The following is a 17,008-nucleotide window of genomic DNA, read 5'->3' as shown; positions in this document are numbered from 1 at the left end:
GATGGGGTAATACTCAAGGCATAGGCGCATTGTAGTGCTTGATCAGACAGATCGTCGCAGGATTCCAATCTGGGCCAAAACGCATTACCAGTTTGTTGTCGATCCAGCCGAATAGGCTTGCTGAGCCACTTCTGCCAATTTTGCGATATATCCCGCAAATGACATTGTGGCCTGCACGCTTCTCTTGGGTATATGCCAAAATTTCAACTGGAGAGTGCTCAAATTTCGACAGCGCAGCAACGATTATTCGATGTTGCTCAGAACCGTCCTGCCGCGCCAATGTCGGCTCACAGGAGCCAATGAACGCAAACAAGCTTGCTGCAACTAATGTCCCCTTCCGCATGTCATCTTGTACCTTCTACTGGGGCAGGTGTCATTGTTCGCAACGACACCTGGGCGAAGAGTCACATTCTTGGTTGGGAGTGGCGAGTGGCGATTGGCGCCTAGTGCGACCAAACGGGTCGGTGACAGCGGCGGGCTTCATTCCACGACCCGCGCCTCGCCAACAATACGACCTTCCCACAGTTAAAAAAGAACCGCGCGCTTCACGGCCTCTGACAGCGGTGTGGCGCTTGCGCCCCTTGATCCGCTTGCCAGCGTCATAGCCGCCGCCTGACGGAGCCGAGGGCGCCTTGATCGACTGGCTGTCAACCACGGCTGCCGAAGGGCTCTGCTCGCGCGCCTCGCTCTCCCGGTCGAGCATCAGCGCCACGTCGTGGATCGTGCGAAACAGGAGGCGGCGCACGAAGCGGCGAAACCATCAGTAGACTGTCTTCCATGGCGGGAAATCCTTGGGCAGCATCCGCCAGCCGCCGCCCGAACGAGCGAGATACCGTAAGGCGTTCAGCACTTCGCGCAGGTCCGTCGTGGGCTTGCATCCGCGCTTCGGTGGCGTCGGCAGGAACGGACGGACGATCTCCCACTCCGCATCCGTCAGATCAGTCGGATAGAGCTTCGCTTGCTTCTCTCGTTCAGCCATCCGGCCACGGCTCGCTCGGGTCCACATCCCGAGCTTGAATCACGCATGCCGCCGACGCTCAACCCCATTCCCAAACGGGCTTTCAGGTCTAAGTAAATCGACCATTCGCGGAATGGCTGTATCTTAAATAATCCTCAGCAAAATATGACTGCCACCCTGAATAAGGTAAAAATACCTTCTTGCGGGGAGATGAGGTATTTATGAATACTAACTATAGAAATCTTGCCAATCACAGCTCATCCATCTGCGTTATAGCCCTTATGCTTCACAGCGCGCCATCTCTTGCCCGCGACAATGAAAAGCCATTGACCGCTTGGGAAGCAAGCCGCGCGGACAATGACAGCGATATGGTGACAACTGGTGTTGCTCGCGCGCGCGATCGTCTCGACAGCGCCACTTCGACCAGTTCGCTCAAGGAAAATGAGATCGCGAAGCTGGCTCCCCGGTCGCTCGATGATCTTTTCCGCAACATTCCGGGCATTCGGGTCGAAGGCGGCTCGGGCGAAGGCATGAATGCCTATACTGTGCGCGGCCTACCCCTGGTCAACGGTGGTGCGAAATATCTCCAGATTCAGGAAGACGGCCTGCCCGTGCTGGAATTCGGCGATCTCGCGAACATGGGAGCGGATGTTTTCGTGCGTGCGGACCTCAACGTCGCGTCGGTCGATTCAATCCGCGGCGGCTCGGCATCGACGTTTGCTTCAAACGCACCGGGCGGTGTGATTAACCTGATTTCCAAGACGGGCGAAGTCGAGGGCGGCTCAGTTCAGCTGTCGTCCGGCCTTAACTATGGTAGCAACCGAGCTGATTTCGACTATGGCACCCGCTTGAACGATACTTGGCGTTTCCACATCGGCGGCTTTTATCGCGCTGGCGAAGGCCCGCGCAAGACGGGTTATAACGCAACCCAGGGCGGCCAGATCAAGTTCAACCTAACCAAGCAGTTCGCCGGCGGGTCGATCCGCTTTTATGGCAAATTTCTGGATGACAAGTTTCCCGGCTACATTGCCGGCCCGATGACGGTGAGCGGGACGGACGCCAAGCCGATCTATGGCAACCTGCCGCAGTTCAACGCTGTCACTGACACGGCAATGTCTCGCTATATCTCAAACATGAATCAGGTGGATGCCTTTGGCAATATCGTATCGACCAACGCGCAGGACGGATATCGCGTCAGCGCAAAAAGCGTTGGCACCGAAGTCCAGTTCGGGTTGGGCGGCTGGAGCTTTACGGAGCGTTTCCGTTATTCGGACATGTCGGGCCAATCCGATATTGTTGATCCCCAGCTACAGCTGAACGCTCCCTTTGTGTTGCTTGGCGTGATCGCGCCGGGCGGCACCGCAACCTATGCCACCGGCCCCAATGCCGGCCATGCCATCAATCCGCTCACCGTCAGCGGCAATGGGCTCGTGGCATTGTCCACCATCGGGCATACCAAAATCAACAGCCTGCGAAACTTCACCAATGATTTTCGCGCCAGCAAGGTTTGGCAGATTGGCGGCGGCGACCTGACGACAACGGCGGGCGTCTACAAATCGCTGCAAAAGCTTGACCGTGAATACTTTGGCTCGGTCGTGATTCAGGATATCGTGGGCAATGGCAATTCCGCGCTGATCAATGTTCAGGACCCTTCCGGCGTCTATATGTTCCGCAACGGCGTGCTGCAGTATAACGATGCGCTGAACCCCAACCGCCACGTGAATGTGGATTACGACGTTCTGGCGCCTTATGGATCGTTCAACTTCCACAAGGGCAAAGTGGCGATCGGCGGCTCGGTTCGTTATGATCGGGGCAGGGTTACGGGCAGCATTGCTCAGGCCAACGCCTCGCAGAATGTCGATGTTGATCGCAACGGTATCCTCGACATGGCTGAACGGGGTTTTGCCAACGGTGTGGCCATTGGCATCCCGTTCATCTCGCCCAGCGCGTCGCAGCCTGTCGATTACAGATATGGCTATGCGTCCTATTCGGTGGGTATCAACTATCGCATGGCTGAATCCCTCGCCCTTTTCGCCCGCCACAGTCTTGGCGGCCGTGCTGGCGCCGACGCCCTGTTGTTCTCGCCCGCCATCAGCGCAAGGACCGGCGCGCTCCTGAACAAGGATGCAGGGCACGATTCCGTGCGCCAGAGCGAGGTCGGTGTGAAATTCCGTCGCAACGGCATCACGCTCAATCTGACCGGCTTCTACGCGACCACGCGGGGAACCTTCCTTCCGAATCTGCCCGATGCGTTCGGCCTCAAGACGCCAACGCTGGTGTCTCGCTCCTATCGTACCTTTGGTGCGGAATTCGAGGGTTCTGTCCACCACGGTCCGTTCAGCCTCGCCGGCAGCGCAACGCTCACAGGTGGCGAGATCACGGCCGATGCGCCTGCGTTCTCCAACACCTTGTTCCCGGTTGCGAACCCGATAAAATTGGTCGGAAAGACGCCGCGTCGCCAACCGACTCTGCTCTACACGCTAACGCCGCAATATGATTCCGATCGCTTCACTGTCGGGGCTAACGTGGGGGGCCAAACCTCCAGCTATGCCGATGATTCGGATATGCTGAAAATGCCCGGGTTCACGACTGTGGGTCTGTTTGCACAGTATCGGCCCGTTGATCGCCTCTCGCTGGGCGTCAACGTCTCGAACGTCTTCAACACGACGGCAATCCAGGAAGTGAACGCAACGACCATCCCGCTCAACGGGGTCGCTACCGCGCGCACGCTTTATGGCCGCCTGGTCTCGGCTTCAGCGCGGTTTTTCTTCTAAAAAAGAATACCTTTAGGCTGCTTCGGCAAAGCCCCCCACGGGGCTCGCCGAAGCGGCTTTGTTAGAGCCCACCCCAACGGTTGTTTAGCAATAACAGCACGTTGTGATTCACGCCGTCCTGAGAGAGATAGAATGAAGGATGGCGCCATTCCAGCGATGTGACTGACCGGGGGTGGGCCTTGGTAGCGCCGTTCATCGCTGCCGCCAAGCGCGGAGGCCGACGCCGGACAAACGGACATGCGCAAAGTCGTGAACGCCTTGCTGTATGTTGCGGCGGGTGGTTGCGCCTGGGCGGGCGGCACCGTTCGGCAGTCCCGTTTCTTATCTCCATCGCATGGATCAAGCCGCCGCGCGTGCGAACTTGCCTGGCGGGCAGCCCAGCCGCTTGCGAAACGCCGTGCTGAAGGCGCTGGCTGACCCATAGCCTATCTCTTCTGCGATCCGATCGAGCGTCTTGTTGCCGCGCGCCAGCGCGTCCTTGGCGATCGCCATGCGCCAGCGCAGAAGATACTCGATTGGGGCGCATCCCAACACTTCACCGAACCGGGCTGAGAAGGCCGAGCGCGACATGCCCGCGACGCTTGCGAGTTCTGCCACTGTCCAGTTGGCACGGACATCGGCATGGATCGCCTGTAACGCCTGAGCGATCGCCGGGTCCTGCATCCCGTTCAACAGGCTTGCGGGGACAGCCTCGCTGCCAAGGCTGCGCCAGCGAAGCGCCTCGACCAGCAGAGTTTCCAGCATGCGCCGAATGATCAACGCCTTGCCGGGGTAATCGGTGGCGCATTCCTCAGCCAGCAGATCAATCAAACGCCCGAACCGTGTCGAACGGCCTTCGGAGGCCGGGATGTGGATACGCTCGGGCAGAAGGGAAAGCAGGAGAGGAGCATTCACCCGCTCGAAGGCGAAGCTCCCGCCCAACGCCACGAAGTCAGGCGCTCCATCAGGGTCGCCATGCCGGACGGCTTCGTCACGCGGCGTGACACGTGTACTCGCAATATGAGGCCCGCTTGCCAACGAGAAGGGTGGCGTGGTCGGCAGCAAGAGAAAATCTCCTTGAGCCAGACGCAGCGGCTCCTTGCCATCAACGGTCAGCCACGCCTCGCCCGAGAGGATGATCGTAAAGCCCGGCGCGTCGTGCGCGTCGTAATGAACAGCCCAGCGCCCCTTTCCGGAGATCGGCTTCGACAATGCGGCGCTTGGGCGCAACAAGGCGACCATGTCGCTGAGAGGATCCATATTCTTGGACGATCCATAAATTAATGTGGATTCCCCATTATAGATCGTGCACATCACCTCGTCTATCTCTTGGTCAACGAAACTGGAGACTGACATGACCAAGACCGTCCTCATCACCGGAACCTCGTCAGGCTATGGCAAGGCGATCACCGAACATTTCCTGGCGCAGGGTTGGGATGTGATCGCCACGATGCGGCGGCCCGAGGCGGCCAATTTCGCTGGCGACACCAGCCGCTTGCGGGTTCTGCCGCTCGACGTCACCGACGAAGCGAGCATTGCGGCGGTGATCGACGCCGCTGGTCCCATCAATGTGCTGGTGAACAATGCTGGCATCGGCGCGGTCGGGGCGTTTGAGGCAACGCCAATGTCGCTGGTGCGCCAGCTATTCGAGACCAACACGATCGGCGTGATGGCGATGTGCCAGGCGGTCATCCCGCAGATGCGGGCGCGCCGCTCAGGCATCATCGTCAATGTAACATCGAGCGTCACGCTCGGCGCTTTTCCGCTGGCAGCCGCCTACACCGCGAGCAAGCAGGCGATCCAAGGATTCACGGGCTCGCTTGCCCACGAGCTCGCCTACTTCGGTATCTCGGTAAAGCTGGTCGAGCCCGGCTATGCCCCAACCACCAACTTCGGCGCGAACGCCATCATTCCATTCGACCAGTTGCTCCCGGGCGAGTACGCCGACTTCGCCAAGCCAATCATGGAAGGCTTCGCCGCGCCGGCACTGACCACGCGAGAGAGCGATGTGGCCGAAGGCGTTTGGAACGCCGTGCATGATGTAACCGATCGGCTTCGGTTTCCTGCGGGGCCAGATGCTGTAGCGCTCGCGGCAACCAACTGACCGCCAATCCTGTGCCGGGCCGCGGAAACGAGCCGGGGCCTCCCCGCATCCGCCCCCTCGCACCGCTTCTCAGGCCCGTTTGGCCTGTTCGGGCGCGGCCGCCTGCTCGGGCGTCGTCTGACCAGGCGTGGCGGCGCGGCCGAACAGGTAGCCTTGGGCTTCGTCGCAGCCTTCTTCCATTACCAATTGGCGCTGGCTTTCGGTTTCCACCCCTTCGGCCAGGACCGGGAGACCAAGGCTGCGCCCCAGGCCGACGACGGCGCGGATGATCGAGCGGGCCTTGGCGTCGGTCAGGGCGCGGGCGACGAAGCTCTGGTCGATCTTGAGCTTGCTGAACGGGAAGCTTTGCAGGTTGCTGAGCGAGGAATAGCCCGTGCCGAAATCATCCATGCTGATATGAACGCCCAGCGCGCGGATCTGCTCCAGGATGGCCAGGGCACCATCGCGGTTGGCAATCAGTGCGGATTCGGTGATTTCCAGCTCCAGCCGCGCGGGTGCCAGGCCGGTCTGGCGCAGCGTGCTGGCGACGATGTCTGGCAGATTGAGCACCTGCAGCTGTACCGGCGAAATGTTGACGGCGACGAAGGCATCGCCCGACCACTGGCTGGCCGCAAGACAGGCCTGTTGCAGCACCCATTCGCCGATCGTCACGATGGCACCGCTGGCTTCGGCCAGGGGGATGAACTCGCCCGGCGCGATCGCCCCGAGATCGGGGTGGCACCAGCGCAGCAGGGCTTCATAGCCCTGCACGGCATGGGTGGCGGGATCGACGATCGGCTGGAAATCCAGGTGAAACTGCTGGCGCGCCAGGGCATGGGCCAGGTCTGCCTCCAGCCGCAGGCTGGCCCTGGCCGAGGCATCCATGGCGGAATCAAAAAAGCAGATCTGCCCACGGCCGGACTGGCGCGCGCGATCGAGCGCAAGGACTACGGCAGACTTGAGCGTTTCGGGGGAATGGCCGTCGCACGGATAAGTGGCGATCCCGGTGCTGAGCGCGACGGCGCTGGGATCGCGTGCCACGTCCCAGCGCGCGGCCATGGCTTCGGCCACGGCGGCGACCAGGCGGCGGGTGTCTTCCGGGCCATCGGCCATGCGCTGGATAATGCAGAATTCGTTGCCGGCCACGCGGCACACCACGTCTTGCGGATGGGCCACATGGCGCAGGATATCGGCCACCTCGCGCAGGATATCGTCGCCCACCGGCGGGCCGAACACCTTGTTGATCGTGGCCAGGCGATCGATTTCGAACGCGACGAGCGCGCAATAGGGCGGTTCGTCGGCCAAGGTTTCATCGAGCACGCGACGCGCCAGGCTGCGATTGCCAAGGCCGGTCAGCGTGTCGTGCGAGGCGAGGTATTCCACGGCATCCTGCGCTTGCAACCATTGGCCGATGGTCGTTTCGAAATCGCGGGAAATGCGCTCGTATTCGGCGGGCAGATTGGGCTGGGCCTGGGCCAGATCCCCCTTGGCCATGGCCGAAAGCGCGCAGGAAATGCGATCGATCACCACCTCGCGCTTGCGCTCCTCTTCGCGCGCCTGCTCGGCCAGGCGGCGTTGCACGGCAAGTTCCTGGTTGGCCTTTTCGCGCACCTTTTGCGCCACCAGCCGCTTGATCGCGTGGAGCGCCTGACTGATCGCGCCGATTTCATCGCTGCGCTGGGCGCCGGGAATGGCATGGTCCAGCGCGCCTTGGGCCATGGCCCGCATGGCATCGGCCAGACGCACCAGCGGCGTTGTCACGCGTTGCAGCAGGCAGGCGATGATCAGGCCGGCCACTGCCACCATCACCGCGCCAAGGCCCACGGCCAGGCGCACGGCCTGGCGGATATTGTGCGCTTCTGCCCGCGCCACGGCCATCGAGCGCCCCTGCTGGTGACGGATCAGGGCATCGACCGCGCTGCCCACGTTTTCGCCCACGCGCGGCGCATCGACCTGGTAAAGCGCGGCGGCCGCGGCATAATCGCGCAAGGTGAGGCGCAGCACGCCTTCGCGCGCGGCTTTCCATTCGTGCCAGGCCGCCTCCACCGGCACGAACAGCGCCTGTTCCTGCGGTTCGCGGATCGTGTCGCGATAGCGCTGGATCAGCCGATCGGCCTCCATGATCGCTTCGCGCGTGGCGGTGGTTTCGGCGCTATGGCGCTCGGGCGAGCCGTCGATCAGCGCCTTGGCCATGTGCTGGCGCGCGCCGGTCACGGCTGTCTTGATGTGATCGAGTTGCACCAGACGGGGGATCACGTCGTGCTCGATCTGCTGGATATGGCGATCGGCATCGATGGCCGACCGCACGGGAACCAGAACGGCAGTCAGCGCCACCAGCAGCAGCACGGCAAAGCTGCCCAGAACGAACGATCGGATCGTGATACGATTGACGACGCCCAATGGCACGAACGGGCTCCTGGCAGCAAACACGGCTGCCCGGCTTAGCCGTGCGCCGGCAAGAACCTGCCAAGCAGCCTATCCGTGTTTTTGCGCAAAGGCGGATTCGCCATCCGGCAGGGTCTGTCCGGCGGGACCATTGCCGGCCGGCCCGTCGCCAGCCGGCCCATCGCCAGCCGGATCTGGCACTTCGGCCCGGCCCACGCGCATGGTGCGGGCCGGCACGCGGAACAGCCCCCGCCGCGCGGCCGCTTCGCCCAGATCCTCGCGCGAGGTGAGGCTGACCAGCCAGGGCGCGCCCAGCAGGCCGATGGTGAGCGGAAGCAGCCACATCGCGGTTACGGTATCGAGCCACAAGGTGCCGGCAAAGGCCAGGCCCAGCAGGATATGCTCGCGCATGGCGGGCAGGATGGCGCGCAGCGAAATGGCCTGCGCATCGCGGTTCTGCGCGTTCCATTGCGAAGGGATGCCCAGCAGCAGGCCAAGCAGCGCCTTGATCTGCAAGACCATCGAGACGGGTGCGAACAGCGTGGACAGCACCAGTTCGGCCAGGACTGACTTGAGCGCGCGCCACGGGCCGCCAAACGCGGCGCAGCGCTGCCCATCGGCGAGGATCCAGATCAGCCCCATCAGCTTGGGCCCGAACAGCAGCAGCACGGTGAGCGCCAGCACGCCTGCCGGCACCGTCATCAGCACGTTGCCTTCCACGCCCCCGCCCACTTTGGCCATGGCCACTTGGGCAATCGTGGCCAGGATCAGCAAGAGCCAGCCTGGCGAAGTGAGATAGGCCGATGCCCCGATCAGCAGGTGCAGGCGGCTGGTGGCGGCGAGGCCCGAGGCGCCAATCAGGCGCAAGTGCTGGAGGTTGCCCTGCATCCAGCGCCGATCGCGCAACGCGTGATCGACGATGGTGGGCGGATATTCTTCATAGCTGCCACCGATCATCACCATGTGCACGGCCCAGCCGCGCCGCCGCAACAGCGCGGATTCGACCATGTCGTGGCTGAGGATGTGGCCGCCAAACGGCGCCTTGCCGGGCAGATCGGGCAAGCCGCAGCTTTCGGCAAAGGCGCGGGTGCGCACGATCGCGTTGTGACCCCAGAAGTTGGCCTCGGCCCCGCTCCACCACAGCAGCCCGGCCGAAGCGATCGGGCCATAGGCCTCGCTGGCGAACTGCATCCAGCGCTGGAACAGGGTGCGGGCGTTGGTGATCATCGGCACGGTCTGAAGCAGGCCGATCGAGGGACGCGCTTCCATGATCGAGGCCAGCCCGACGATGGCCGCCCCGGTCATCACGCTATCGGCATCGAGCACCAGCATGTTTTCATACGATCCCCCGAACCGGCGGACCCATTCGGCAATATTGCCCGGCTTGCGGGCAATGTTCTGTTCGCGCCGACGATAATAGAGGTTGATCGGCGCGCGGGCGGCAAGTTCGGCCCAGGCGGCTTCCTCGCGCTTGCCATGCAGGGCGCTGGAATCGCTGAGCACGAAGAAATCGATCCACCGCGCGCCGCCGGCACGATCGATCGCAAAGGCCATGGCCTCTACCCGTGCGAAAACGGCGTCGACGTCTTCGTTGTAGACCGGCATGAGCACGGCCGTGCGGTGCGCCAGGCTGGCGGCCGGTGACGGCACGGGGACGAAACCGGGATGCGCGCCGCTGATCAGTTGCACGAAACCGATCGTCGAACTGACAAAGCCGAACGCCACCCAGCTGAACAACGGGACGAAGAACAGCAGCAGCACCACTTCGATTGCGTTGAGCCCGTCGCGCGAGAAGGCCACGCGCACTTCGCTCGATGCCGCCAAGCCGAGAACCGCGGTCAGCGCGATCAGCAACCAGCGCTTGACCATCAGCCCATGGGGCCGCGTTTCCACCTCGCGCCGCGCGGGCGCATTGCCGAACAGGCGCTGCACCGGCATGTCGAGCGGGGCTTCGGGCGGAAGCGCCGGGGCGACGGGCCGGAGCGGCGGGCTGGCGGTCATGGTTGCACGGCCTTGATCACCGTTTCGCTGAGCGCGCCGCTGCCGCGCTTGAGGAACAGGCGAAACTCGCGCTGGGCGAGGCCCTGCGTCTTGATATCGAGCGTTACGCGCCACTGCTTGTCGCGCCCGGCGATCGGGCCCACCGCCCTGTGCAAGACGGCCGCGGCGGGCAGGTCAACTTCCACGCTCACGCCACTGCCACGGTTGAGCCCGGCCAGCGCCTCGCCTTCGAAATCGAGGACATAGCGCGTGGCGCCGGGAATGGGATCGCCGCCCGGCACCCCGCCCGGCCCGACGAAGACCTTGATACAGCGGGCGTTGGCATTGGCGGCCAGATCGCGGCTGGTCCAGGTGAGGCGATAGGCAAAGTCCTGGCGTTGACCCGCCTTGGCCGGGCGATCACTGAGCCAGAAGGCCGCCACATTGTCCACCGTTTCGGAAATCGTGGGAAAGGCATAGAGCACCACGGCCCCTGCCCCCCAATCGCCTTGGGGTTCCACCCAGAGCGAGGGGCGCCGATCGTAGAAATTGAGATCGTCCTGGTAATGGTCGAACACCTGGTCGCGTTGCACCAGGGCAAAGGCCTTGACCGAGTCCGCCCGAAACGTGTTGGTGCGCGGCTCCGGCGGGTTTTCCAACGGGCGCCAGATACGCTCGCCATTGGCCATCCATATCGCCAGGCCATCGGAATCGTGCACTTCGGGGCGCCAGTCCCGCCGATCCATCGTGGTCGCTTCGTCGAAGCAGAACATGCTGGTCATCGGCGCAATGCCGAGCCGCGCCACGTCCTTGCGCAGGAAGAGCGCCACTTTGACGTCTTGCACCACACCGGTCTGGGTCTGTCGCGTGTCGAACGCATAGGCCCCCGTCAGCGACGGGCCTTCGAGCAGGGCATGGATGACCATGTGCTGCGTGCCCTGTTCGCTGCCGAGATCCTCGATCCAGAATTCCGTGAATTCGGGAAATTCCTCGGCACCGGGCATCGTGCCAGTGTCCACCGCGATGCCGCGTGCGGAAAGGCCGAACTGATCCTTTTCCCCGGCCGCGCGGAAGTAGGACGCCCCCAGGAACGCCAGCCAATCGGCGTGGCCATCGGCATACATGACCCGAAAACCGGCGGGATCGACGTTCTGCGCCGCCCCGAACAGGCCCTGCGTGTTGACCACTGCCCGCGCCTGCCCCCCTGCCACCACATTGACGGCGACGGCAAAGGGCGCGGTCTCCAGCCGGGTGGGAAACAGGCGCACATGGCCGGGCAGGCTTTGCGCATCGCCATAGGTCAGCCGCGCCGCATCGTCGAACGTGGGGGCGGCATGACGCGACACGGTGCGCGGAACGAACGCACGGCGCGCCGAACCTTGGGCGCGGGCCACCAGGCTGTCCCAGGAAAAGGACCGCGCAGGGCCAAGATTGCCGGGCCCTTGCGCCATGACGCGGCCGGGCAAAGCGGCAAGGCCGGCCAATGCCAGCGCCATGCCACCCAATGCGCGGCGGGACAGGCCGTTGGCCGATGGAGCCCCGGAAAAGTCGATGGGGGGATAATCGGTGGGATCGGTCATGCCTGCCCTAACGCTGACTCTGCTGGATAGTTTCGCGCTTCATGGCCGGGACGCTGGTGCAGCGGGCCGGGCCGAAGGCGAGGCACCGGGTGCCCGGCGCCCGATGATGACCTGCACGCCCGGCTCCAACCCGCTGGCGAGCACTTCGGTGCGCTTGCCATCGCTGGCCCCGGTGGCAACCGCCACCTGGCGCGGCTCGTTGTCGTCGGCCACCACATAGATCGCCCCGTTTCGCGCCGGCACGCCTTCGGGGGTAAAGCCCAAGGCCGCGTTGGGAACAAGCAGGACGCCCTCGCGCGCGGGCAGGTCAATCTCGACCGTGGCCGCCATGCCGGGGCGCAGTTGCACCAGAGGCGTGCCCTCGCCACCGGTTACGGGATCGAGCGCGAAGACCGCCAGCCGGTCAAGCCCACGGGTATCGTCGGTGGGATCGATCCGCACCAGGCGCGCGGTGCGCACCTTGTCTGCCATGCCCGACAGCAGCACGCGGGCGCGGGCATTGAGGGCCAGGCGCTGTGCATCGGCGGCTGGCAACGGCACGGTCACGACCAGGCGATCGAGCCCGGTGGCAAGCGAAAGCAGCGGCATGCCGGGCTGGACAAGCTGGCCCGGCGCCACGGCGCGGGCAACGACCAGACCATCGAACGGCGCACGGATCGTGGCGTCGGCCAAGCGGCGACGGGCGAGCACTTCATCGTTGCGCGCCTTGGCCAAGGCTGCCGTGGCCGTGGCCAGCGCCGCGGCGGTGCGCGAAAGTTCGGCACGCGCGCCATCCATTTCGTTGAGCGAGGGCACCCGTCCACCCGAACGGCGCCAAACCCCGTCATAGCGTTCCAGTCGCGCGCGTGCGCCATCCACATCGGCCTGCGCGGCGGCCAACGTGCCCTCGGCGGCAGCCCGCGTGGCTTCGGCACTGGCCAGGTCGGCCTCGAACGGGGCGGTATCGAGCATCGCGATGGGCTGGCCCGCGCGGACGACCCCATCGCCCGGGCCGAGCAGGCTGTGCACCACCCCGCCCTGCGGCGCGCGCAGGATCACTTCATCTTCCGCGTGCAAGGTGCCCGTGGCGCTCAATGCCGGGGTCAGGCTGCCGCGTTCGAGCGGAACCGTGTAATAGGGCAATTCCGGACCATCGACGAACCGCACGAACAGCCACAAGGCGGCGACGCCGGCTGCCAGCAGCGCCAGCACCATGCCCCAGCGCGCCAAGCGCCGGCGCGGACGGGCGCCCAGGAAATCGTCGAGATCGCGCTCGGTCATGGCTGCGCCGGGCATCGTGCGGGTGCTTCGCCTGGTGCGGCCGGCGCAAGATCGGCCGAAGTCCAACCCAGGCCCTGCGCCGCCCACAGCCGCACGTGCGCCCGGGCAAGGCCGCTGCGGGCGGCAGCGTCGGCCTCCGCCGCGGCAAGCGCCGATGCCTCGGCAACATAAAGCGTGGCAAAGGTTTCCGTCCCCGCCCGATAGCCGGCACGCGCATCGCGCACGGTGCGATCGGCCTGGGCGAGCGTGCGCGCGCTGGCGGCAACCAGGGCCTGTGCGGCGGCGAGGGCCTTGGTTGCACTGTCGATCTCTTCTGCGCCGGCGGCCGTGGCGCTGGCCAGGGCAGCGCGCGCCTCGTCCAGGCTGGCCTTGCCCTGCACCACGGCCTGTCCCTGCTGCTGGCGCAGCGCCAACAGGGCGGCACGGCGCGGCGCGGCATCGGGAATGTCGGCCAGGGCGGGCACCGCCGCGCCGTCGCCCAGCAACACGAGCAAGGCCTCTGCCGACAGGCCCGTTTCCTGCGCCAGCCGGGCCAATGCCTGCGACAGCTCGGTCTGCGCCTGCGTCACGGCATCGGCATCGAGATCGACCATCACGCCGCCCAGCGCGCCATCGATCGCCGAGACGAGGCCCGCCTCGCGGCGGAAGCGGGCAATCTCGGCATTGTCTTGCCAGGGGGCGACAGCGGCCCGGCGCGCGGCGAGGCGCGCCTGCGCGAGGCGGACGGCAAGATAGGCCTCTGCCATAGCGGCAGCGCGCGTGTTGACCAGGGCCGCGTGGGCATAGGCGCCAGCAGGCGGCCCGTCGGCCACGCGCTCCTTGCTGAGCAGCCCGGCCAGCCGCCCGCCCAGATGCCGCCGCCGGGCATCGGCACGCGCGGCATCGTCGTGCAAGTGCCAGGCACTGCAGGCCAGCACCGGATCATGCGCCAGCCCCTGCGCCACCACTTGGGCCAGCACGGGATCGCCCGCCGCGGTCCACCATGGCGCGGCATCGGCCTGCGCGCTTTCCACCGGCGGCAGGTCAGGCTCCACCACGCGCGGGGTCGAAACCGCGCAGGCAGCACAGCTGAAGGCCAGGGCAAGGGCTGTCACCCTGCCGGCAAGGTTGGATGGTTTCACGCGGAGCACCGGCTGGCGATTAGCAAAATATCACCGTGTGGCAATCAAATGGCGGGGCTGCCAAAATGCTTGCCATGCATTTCGGCGCATGGACGGGGCGTTTCAGCATATGTGCGAACGCATCATCGCCCCCGCTTGTTCCCTGCGCCGGTTGCGATAGATCGGCAGGCAATCCCGCAGACAAAGGAAGTGACGATGGATCTTGGCATTACCGGGCGCAAGGCAGTGGTCTGCGCCTCGTCAAAGGGGCTGGGCCTGGCCTGTGCCACGTCCTTGGCGCGCGAAGGTGCGCAAGTGTGGATCAACGGGCGCGACGCCAGCCGCCTGGACGCGGCGGCCGCGCGCATCCACGCGGAAACCGGGGCGCAGGTCACGCCGGTGGTGGGCGATCTCAACACCGCCGATGGCCGTGCCGCGCTGCTCGCCGCGTGCCCCGATCCCGATATCCTGGTCAACAACAACCACGGCCCACGGCCCGGCAAGCTCGACGTGCTGGAAGAAGCCGATTTCCTCGCCGCGCTCCAGGCCAACATGCTCAGCCCGCTGGCCCTGATCAAAGCCGTGGTGGGCGGCATGCGCACGCGCAAGTTCGGCCGTATAGTCAACATCACTTCGGCCCAGGTGCTGATGCCGCAAGCCGACATGGGCCTGTCGGTTTCAGCCCGCGCCGGGTTGATGGCCATGGCCAAAGTGCTGCAATTCGATTGCGTGGCCGACAACGTGACGGTGAACAACCTGCTGCCCGGCCCGTTCGACACCGATCGCCTGGCCGGCCTGGCGCAGCGCTATGTGCAGGAGGATGGGATCACCCTGGACGAGGCCTATGCCCGCATCGGCGCACGCGGCCCGGCCGGGCGCATCGGCCAACCGGGCGAATTCGGTGATGCCTGCGCATTCCTGTGCGCGGCGCAGGCGGGCTATATCTCGGGCCAATGCCTGACCTTGGACGGCGGCGCCTATCGCGGCTTGTTCTAAACGCGCGGGGCCGCTAGGCGCACGGCCATGCTCACGATTTCCGGCATCACCGTGCGCCTTGGCGGCCGCACCATCATCGATCGCGCCTCTGCCACTTTGCCCACGGGCGCAAGGGTGGGGCTGATCGGCCGCAATGGCGCGGGCAAGTCCACGCTGATGAAAGTGCTGATCGGGCAGATCGAGCCCGACGAAGGCAGCGTGGACATGCCCCGCCGCGCCCGCCTGGGCTATATCGCGCAGGAAGCGCCCACCGGCACGGCCACGCCGTTCGAAACCGTGCTGGCCGCCGATGCCGAGCGCGCCGCCCTGCTGGACGAAGCCGAGATCTGCACCGATCCCGATCGGCTGGCCGACGTGCACGAGCGACTGATCGCGATCGATGCTTATACCGCCCCGGCACGCGCGGCGCGCATCCTGATCGGCCTGGGCTTTACCGAAGCGATGCAGGCCGAGCCGCTCGACAGTTTTTCGGGCGGGTGGAAAATGCGCGTGGCGCTCGCCTCGTTGCTGTTTTCCCAGCCCGACCTGCTGCTGCTCGACGAACCATCGAACCACCTCGACCTGGAAGCGACGCTGTGGCTGGAAAATTTCCTGCGCAGCTATCCCGGCACGCTGATCGTGATCAGCCACGAGCGCGACCTGCTCAACAACGTGGTCGACAATATCCTTCACCTGCAAGGCGGCAAGATCACGCTTTATGCCGGCGGCTATGACAGTTTCGAGCGCCAGCGCGCCGAACGCGCGGCGCAAGCCGCCGCGGCCAAGGCCTCGCAGGACGCGCAGCGGGCCAAGCTGCAGGACTATGTCCGCCGCAACAGTGCGCGTGCCTCCACCGCCAAGCAAGCGCAATCGCGCGCCAAGATGCTGGCGCGGATGCAGCCGGTGATGGCCATGCTGGAAGATCCCAGCCTGACGTTCGATTTCCCCAGCCCCAGCGAGTTGCGCCCGCCGCTGATCACGCTGGATATGGCCGCGGTGGGCTATGTGCCCGATACGCCGATCCTCAAGCGGTTGAACCTGCGCATCGATCCGGATGATCGCATCGCCTTGCTGGGCCGCAACGGCAACGGCAAGACCACGCTGGCGCGCTTGCTCGCCGGGCAACTGCCTGCGATGGAAGGCGGCATGACCACGTCGGGCAAGCTCGCCATCGGCTATTTCACGCAATACCAGGTGGAGGAACTGGCCGGTGGGGACACGCCGCTGCTGCACATGACCCGCGCGATGACGGGCAAGACGCCCGCCGCCGTGCGCGCGCAACTGGGCCGCTTCGGTTTTTCCGGCGACAAGGCGACGACCGAGGTTTCGCGCCTTTCGGGCGGGGAGCGCGCACGGCTGGCGCTGGCGCTGGTCACCCGCGATGCGCCACACCTGCTGATCCTCGACGAACCGACCAACCACCTCGACGTCGACGCGCGCGAGGCGCTGGTCCAGGCGCTCAATGCCTATCAGGGCGCGGTGATCCTGATCAGCCACGATCGCCATATGGTGGAAATGACGGCCGACCGCCTGGTGCTGGTCGATGACGGGGCGGCCGTGCCCTATGACGGCAGCATGGAAGACTATATCGACTTCGTCCTGGGCCGGAACCAGCCGAAGGCCGATGCCCCGGCCAAGGCCACGGCGGCCAGCCCCAAGGCCGAAGCCGACAAGGCCGCCACCCAGGCCGCCTGGCAGGCCCGCCGCGAACTGGGCAAGCAGATCAGCAAGGCCGAAAAGGACATGGCCAAGCTGCAGGCGCGCATCGCCGAAGTCGATGCCACCCTGGCCGATCCGGCCAAGGCGCCCAAGGCGCTGGCGGGGATGAACCTGGGGGCGCTGGGCAAGCTGCGCGATGACTTGGAGGCCGAACTTGCCCGCGTGGAAGCGCAGTGGCTGCAATGGAGCGAGCAGGTCGAAAGCTAAGGGCCAAG

The 17,008-nt window shown here is 65.1% G+C and carries 11 protein-coding genes and 2 pseudogenes; 5 read left to right on the top strand and 8 right to left on the bottom strand.

All coding sequences use genetic code 11. The features are described 5' to 3' along the window. Positions 1-13 precede the first annotated feature (13 nt). Together FHW94_RS16860 and FHW94_RS23370 are read right to left on the bottom strand one after the other, a co-directional pair. Complete coding sequence (locus tag FHW94_RS16860) at positions 14-343, bottom strand: hypothetical protein (RefSeq protein ID WP_168556960.1); 330 nt, start codon at positions 341-343, stop codon at positions 14-16. Positions 344-556: 213 nt separating this feature from the next. Beyond that, a pseudogene (locus FHW94_RS23370) lies at positions 557-1,006 on the bottom strand (IS5 family transposase); the annotation flags it as partial. A gap of 173 nt (positions 1,007-1,179) precedes the next feature. On the opposite strand from FHW94_RS23370, the gene FHW94_RS16850 reads away from it, so the two are divergent. Continuing rightward, positions 1,180-3,732, top strand: coding sequence for a TonB-dependent receptor (locus FHW94_RS16850; RefSeq protein ID WP_168556959.1), 2,553 nt, complete (start codon positions 1,180-1,182; stop codon positions 3,730-3,732). A gap of 143 nt (positions 3,733-3,875) precedes the next feature. Then, positions 3,876-4,023 (top strand): annotated as a pseudogene (locus FHW94_RS16845) (transposase); the annotation flags it as partial. Between the two features lie 48 nt (positions 4,024-4,071). Here FHW94_RS16845 and FHW94_RS16840 read toward each other — a convergent pair. After that, positions 4,072-5,067 (bottom strand): AraC family transcriptional regulator, encoded by a 996-nt coding sequence (locus FHW94_RS16840; RefSeq protein ID WP_246866188.1) that lies wholly within the window; start codon positions 5,065-5,067, stop codon positions 4,072-4,074. On the opposite strand from FHW94_RS16840, the gene FHW94_RS16835 reads away from it, so the two are divergent. Further along, complete coding sequence (locus FHW94_RS16835; RefSeq protein ID WP_168556958.1) at positions 5,066-5,815, top strand: SDR family oxidoreductase; 750 nt, start codon at positions 5,066-5,068, stop codon at positions 5,813-5,815. The genes FHW94_RS16840 and FHW94_RS16835 overlap by 2 nt on opposite strands. A gap of 69 nt (positions 5,816-5,884) precedes the next feature. Here FHW94_RS16835 and FHW94_RS16830 read toward each other — a convergent pair whose 3' ends face one another. From FHW94_RS16830 to FHW94_RS16810, 5 genes are all read right to left on the bottom strand, one after another. Continuing rightward, positions 5,885-8,200, bottom strand: a complete 2,316-nt coding sequence (locus tag FHW94_RS16830) for an EAL domain-containing protein (RefSeq protein ID WP_168556957.1) — start codon at positions 8,198-8,200, stop codon at positions 5,885-5,887. 69 nt (positions 8,201-8,269) lie between these two features. Next, positions 8,270-10,180, bottom strand: coding sequence for a glucans biosynthesis glucosyltransferase MdoH (gene mdoH / locus FHW94_RS16825; RefSeq protein ID WP_168556956.1), 1,911 nt, complete (start codon positions 10,178-10,180; stop codon positions 8,270-8,272). Next, a complete protein-coding gene (locus tag FHW94_RS16820) occupies positions 10,177-11,739 on the bottom strand; it encodes a glucan biosynthesis protein (protein WP_246866187.1) in 1,563 nt (520 codons plus the stop codon). The genes mdoH and FHW94_RS16820 overlap by 4 nt, the downstream gene beginning before the upstream one ends. Positions 11,740-11,778: 39 nt before the next feature. After that, complete coding sequence (locus tag FHW94_RS16815; RefSeq protein ID WP_168556955.1) at positions 11,779-13,014, bottom strand: efflux RND transporter periplasmic adaptor subunit; 1,236 nt, start codon at positions 13,012-13,014, stop codon at positions 11,779-11,781. Further along, positions 12,996-14,120 carry a hypothetical protein gene (locus FHW94_RS16810; protein WP_168556954.1) on the bottom strand — a complete coding sequence of 375 codons (1,125 nt, stop codon included), beginning with the start codon at positions 14,118-14,120 and terminating at the stop codon, positions 12,996-12,998. The genes FHW94_RS16815 and FHW94_RS16810 overlap by 19 nt, the downstream gene beginning before the upstream one ends. A gap of 195 nt (positions 14,121-14,315) precedes the next feature. On the opposite strand from FHW94_RS16810, the gene FHW94_RS16805 reads away from it, so the two are divergent. Continuing rightward, the gene (locus FHW94_RS16805; protein WP_168556953.1) at positions 14,316-15,095 is read left to right on the top strand and encodes an SDR family oxidoreductase; all 780 of its coding nucleotides are present in this window, start codon (positions 14,316-14,318) and stop codon (positions 15,093-15,095) included. A 27-nt stretch (positions 15,096-15,122) separates the two neighbouring features. After that, positions 15,123-17,000 carry an ABC-F family ATP-binding cassette domain-containing protein gene (locus tag FHW94_RS16800; protein ID WP_168556952.1) on the top strand — a complete coding sequence of 626 codons (1,878 nt, stop codon included), beginning with the start codon at positions 15,123-15,125 and terminating at the stop codon, positions 16,998-17,000. The last annotated feature ends 8 nt before the right edge of the window (positions 17,001-17,008 follow it).

The organism is Novosphingobium sp. SG720 (assembly GCF_012275365.1).
Taxonomy (GTDB): domain Bacteria; phylum Pseudomonadota; class Alphaproteobacteria; order Sphingomonadales; family Sphingomonadaceae; genus Novosphingobium; species Novosphingobium rhizosphaerae.
This window is presented reverse-complemented; position numbering and strand designations above follow the sequence as displayed.